Annotated in this window: 6 protein-coding genes; 3 read left to right on the forward strand and 3 right to left on the reverse strand. The window is 30.1% G+C overall.

Annotated elements, in window-relative coordinates; all coding sequences use genetic code 11:
- On the reverse strand, window positions 1-284 hold a 284-nt coding region (locus AB1Z17_RS09785; RefSeq protein ID WP_368051621.1), incomplete at its 3' end, for a ribulose-phosphate 3-epimerase.
- Between the two features lie 114 nt (window positions 285-398).
- Window positions 399-1,262 (reverse strand): RNA polymerase sigma factor RpoD/SigA, encoded by an 864-nt coding sequence (locus AB1Z17_RS09790; protein WP_090225171.1) that lies wholly within the window; start codon window positions 1,260-1,262, stop codon window positions 399-401.
- A gap of 149 nt (window positions 1,263-1,411) precedes the next feature.
- On the opposite strand from AB1Z17_RS09790, the gene AB1Z17_RS09795 reads away from it, so the two are divergent.
- Genes AB1Z17_RS09795 through AB1Z17_RS09805 form a run of 3 tightly spaced genes read left to right on the forward strand, consistent with a single transcriptional unit; the run spans window position 1,412 to window position 3,026 of the window.
- A complete protein-coding gene (locus AB1Z17_RS09795) occupies window positions 1,412-1,978 on the forward strand; it encodes an RNA polymerase sigma factor (RefSeq protein ID WP_368051622.1) in 567 nt (188 codons plus the stop codon).
- The gene (locus tag AB1Z17_RS09800; RefSeq protein WP_368051623.1) at window positions 1,978-2,178 is read left to right on the forward strand and encodes a hypothetical protein; all 201 of its coding nucleotides are present in this window, start codon (window positions 1,978-1,980) and stop codon (window positions 2,176-2,178) included. Before AB1Z17_RS09795 ends, AB1Z17_RS09800 begins: the two co-directional genes overlap by 1 nt.
- A gap of 23 nt (window positions 2,179-2,201) precedes the next feature.
- The gene (locus AB1Z17_RS09805) at window positions 2,202-3,026 is read left to right on the forward strand and encodes a small-conductance mechanosensitive channel (RefSeq protein ID WP_368051624.1); all 825 of its coding nucleotides are present in this window, start codon (window positions 2,202-2,204) and stop codon (window positions 3,024-3,026) included.
- Window positions 3,027-3,435: 409 nt separating this feature from the next.
- Here AB1Z17_RS09805 and AB1Z17_RS09810 read toward each other — a convergent pair.
- A partial coding sequence (locus tag AB1Z17_RS09810; RefSeq protein ID WP_368051625.1) for a polyribonucleotide nucleotidyltransferase occupies window positions 3,436-4,977 on the reverse strand: 1,542 nt, incomplete at its 5' end.

Below are 4,977 nucleotides of genomic sequence, written 5' to 3' on the forward strand. Positions count from 1 at the left end.
GGACAAGCTTCGTAATGAACTGTAAGAATGTCTGCGCCAACTTTTTTAAAATCCGAAATAAATTTATCTGGATTAACAATCATTAAATGCACATCCATTGTTTTAGTCGCATGTTTTTTAATTGCGCTAATTACTGGCATACCAAAAGAAATATTTGGAACAAAAACACCATCCATTACATCTATATGAAACCAATCTGCCTTACTATTATTGATCATTTCAATATCTCGTTGAAGATTTGCGAAATCAGCTGCTAAAATTGAGGGTGCTATTAATTTATTCATTTTATGAAGTTTTTTTAGAATAGTTTTTGCAAATATATAAAAAAGGCTGTTTGTTATTAAAATAACAAACAGCCTTTTTTATATCGAATTATTAATTACCAATTCGTAATTAATCTAACCTAAATAAGTTTTTAATATTTTACTTCTTGAAGTATGTTTTAAACGTCTAATTGCTTTTTCTTTAATTTGACGAACACGCTCACGTGTTAAATCAAAAGTTTCACCGATTTCTTCTAAAGTCATTGGATGTGCATCACCTAAACCAAAGTATAACTGAACAACATCAGCTTCTCTAGGTGTTAAGGTTTCTAAAGCACGTTCAATTTCAACTTTTAAAGATTCGTGTAATAACGCTTTATCGGGATTTGGAGACTCACCTGTATTTAATACATCATATAAGTTAGAATCTTCACCTTCAATTAAAGGAGCATCCATAGATACGTGACGACCAGAGTTTTTCATAGACTCTTTTACATCGTTCACAGTCATGTCTAGTTTCTTTGCAATTTCTTCAGCAGAAGGAGGTCTTTCGTTCTCTTGCTCTAAAAACGCATACATTTTATTAATTTTGTTAATAGAACCAATTTTATTTAGTGGCAAACGAACAATACGAGATTGTTCTGCCAATGCTTGTAAAATTGATTGACGAATCCACCAAACAGCGTACGAAATAAATTTAAAACCTCTTGTTTCATCAAAACGTTTTGCTGCTTTTATTAATCCTAAGTTACCTTCATTAATTAAATCTGGTAATGTTAATCCTTGATTTTGATATTGTTTTGCCACAGATACAACAAAACGTAAATTAGCTTTTGTTAATCTTTCTAAAGCAACTTGATCTCCTGCTTTAATTCGTTGTGCTAATTCCACCTCCATTTCGGCAGTAATTAAATCTACCTTTCCAATTTCTTGTAAATATTTATCTAAAGATGCGGTTTCTCTATTAGTAACCTGTTTTGTAATTTTAAGTTGTCTCATTTAAAATCTAAAATTTTTATGTTTATACATAGCGTACATAATATATACGTTGTATTTTTGAAAATGTTACAAAATAAAAGACATTTAATATTTTTTTGTGACCTTTTAACATTAAAAGGGTCTTAAATCTATAACCCAATAATTAATTTTTGAAATCAACAAGCGACATAACGTTATTAACAGATAACGAGTTGGTACAAAAAATAGTAAAATCGAATGATACTCATTTGTTTGCTGTTTTGTATGACAGGCATGTGGCTATGGTTTATAATAAATGTTACGGATTTGCTTCTTCAAAAGAAGAGGCTCAGGACTTAACACACGATGTTTTTATCAAACTTTTTGTAAAACTAAGAACATTTAAAGGAACTGCTAAGTTTTCTACTTGGTTATATTCCTTTACATATAATTTTTGTGTTAATTACGTAACACGTAATAATTATAAGAAAAATGAAAAGAATTTTGAAGGAGAAATACCGGATTCGAATGAATTAGATGACGATGATACATCTATTTATAGCATGAAATCTGACAAATTAAAGATAGTACTTGAGTTGATAGAGCCAAGTGATAAAATGATTTTATTGTTAAAATATCAAGACGAGTTTTCAATAAAAGAAATTTCAGAATCGTTGGAGATAGGTGAGAGTGCTGTAAAAATGCGTTTGAAGAGAGCAAAAGCAAAATTAATTAATGTATATAAAAATCTTAATTAATGGAAAATCCATTTAAGAAAATATTACATAACGAAGAAGTGCCAAAAGCATTAAGAGAAAAGGTAATTAACGACATTTCGTTAATTAAACTTTCTATTGATATAGCTGATTTGTTTGTAGTAAAATATCCTAGTACAGTAGGAGAATTTTTAGATACAGAAAAAAAGCCTATTAAAAATAATAATTCGAATAAAGAGTAGTACTAACCCAAAAATAAATAACAATGAAAATATTAATTCAATTACAAGAAGCTAATTTTACTTTTGTACAAGATTTATGGAGTCAATTTTTAGGTGTAATTCCAAAAATTTTAATGGCAATAGGATTTGTTCTTCTTGCTTGGATAATTTTAAAAGTTGTAAACTATATCCTTAAAAAATTATTGAAGCTATCAAACATTGATTCATTAACTACAAAACTAAATGAAGCTGAGTTATTTGGAAAAAACGACTATGATATTGTTCCATCTAAAATTTTATTAAAGTTTGTAAAATATTTAATAATTCTAATTTTTATTATAATTGCCTCAGAAAGTATCGGTTTAACAATGGTTTCTGAAGGAATTGCAAGTTTTATTGGATATTTACCTATTCTAATAAGTGCGTTATTAATTTTTGTAATAGGTGTTTATTTGGCTTCTGTAATAAAAAAAGCTGTTCAAGATACTCTTAAATCTTTAGAGGTTAATGGCTCTAACTTAGTTGGAAATATTGTTTTTTATGCAATTGTTGTTGTGGTTTCAATTACCGCTTTAAATCAAGCTGGAATAGATACAGAAATTATTACAAGTAATTTAACGCTTATACTAGGTTCTGTTTTAATATCGTTTACAATTGCTTTTGGATTAGGAGCTAGGGACGTGATTACACGTTTATTGTTTGGGTTTTATTCGCGAAAAAACTTTGAAGTTGGACAGCATATAAAAACTAAAAAAATTGAAGGAGTAATTCAACAAATAGATAATATTTGTATCACAATAAAAACCAATACTGGTTTAGTTGTGCTGCCAATTAAAACATTTGTGGATCAAAAGGTTGAAATTATGTAAAATTTTTCAGCGATTTTTTTTGTAAATGGGAAATTGTATAGAAAAAGAAATCGAACATATTGAACTCTTTTATGAATTTAATTATAGAAAATTTCACTAAACACTTAATAGAAATGTATGGGTTAGTCATTTCTATTATTAAGTGAGTAGAAAACCAATCATCGGTTTTAATCGATGATTAGTTTCTCAAACTTAAATTTGATACTTAGAATTATTAATGGGTTAGTAAATTCTAAGGAATCAATATTAACAGAGAAAGCTAAAAGATTAGTACGTTTCTGTTAAAAATGAAAGAAGCCAAGTTACAACTAAATTTATTTAATTGTTGGCTTCTTTCTGTTTTAATATAGTTTTAAATAAAAAAAGCTCCTCAGAAATGAGGAGCTTTTAAAAATATTATTTTCGAGAATTAATCTCTAGATCTTGGTTTTCTATCGTCTCTACGGTTATCTCTTCCGCGGTTATCACGTCCTCTGTTATTATCTCTAGGAGGTCTTTCAACAAATCCTTCAGGTTTTGGTAACAATGCTTTTCTAGATACTTTGTCTTTACGAGTTTTTGGATCTTTTCCAAAGTATTTTACATCAAAAACATCACCCATATTAACAACATCAGTTACATTTTCAGTACGTGCCCAAGCTAATTCAGAAATATGTAATAAAACTTCGTTTCCAGGAGCTTCTGTGTATTCAACTACAGCACCAAAATCTAACATTTTGATTACTTTCACTTCATAAACACTTCCAACTTGTGGTTTGAACAATAAAGAATCTATTTTTGCTAAAACAGCTTCAATTCCAGCTGGATCTGTACCTAAAATTTCAACAATACCTTCTTCAGTAACAGGATCTTCATTTATTACAATGGTACATCCAGTTTCTTTTTGCATTTCTTGAATTACTTTTCCTCCTGGTCCAATTAATGCACCAATAAATTCGTTAGGAATTCTTCTTGAAACCATTTTTGGAGCATGTGCTTTTACTTCTGCACCTGGTTGTGCAATTGTATCAGTTATTTTTCCTAAAATATGTAAACGACCATCACGAGCTTGTTTTAATGCACTCACTAAAATTTCGTATGATAATCCTTTTACTTTAATATCCATTTGACAAGCAGTAATACCATCAGCAGTTCCTGTAACTTTAAAGTCCATATCACCTAAATGATCTTCATCACCTAAAATATCACTTAAAACAGCAAAACGATCACCGTCAGAAATTAATCCCATAGCAATACCTGAAACTGGTTTTTTCATTTGAACCCCAGCATCCATCAATGCCATTGTACCAGCACAAACAGTTGCCATTGAAGATGAACCGTTAGATTCTAAAACTTCAGATACAATTCTAACTGTATATGGACAATTATCAGGAATCATTCCTTTTAATGCACGTTGTGCCAAGTTTCCGTGTCCTACTTCTCTACGTGAAGTTCCTCTTAAAGGTCTTGCTTCACCTGTACAGAAAGGAGGGAAGTTATAATGTAAATAGAATGTTTCCTCACCTTGGTAAGTTGGCATATCTATTTGGTTTGCTTCTCTTGATGTTCCTAAAGTAACTGTTGCTAATGCTTGTGTTTCTCCACGAGTAAAAATTGCAGAACCGTGTGTTGATGGCAAGTAATCTACTTCACACCAAATTGGTCTAATTTCAGTAGTTTTTCTTCCATCTAAACGTAAACCTTCACTTAAAGTTAATTCACGAACAGCTGTTTTTTGAGCTTTACCGAAATATTTTCCGATTAATCCTCCAAATTGAGTAACTTCTTCTTCAGTAAATGAAGCTTTTATTTCTTCTTTTACTGCATCAAAAGCAGCACTTCTTTCGTGTTTAGCAGTTCCTTGTTTCGCGATGTCATAACATTTTTGGTATGCAGCATCGTGTATTCTTGCAGCTAATTCTTCATTTTCTTCTTCTGGCTCATAAGTACGTGTTTCTTTTTTACCAAAAGA

This window comes from Lutibacter sp. (genome assembly GCF_040883305.1).
Classification (GTDB): Bacteria; Bacteroidota; Bacteroidia; order Flavobacteriales; family Flavobacteriaceae; genus Lutibacter.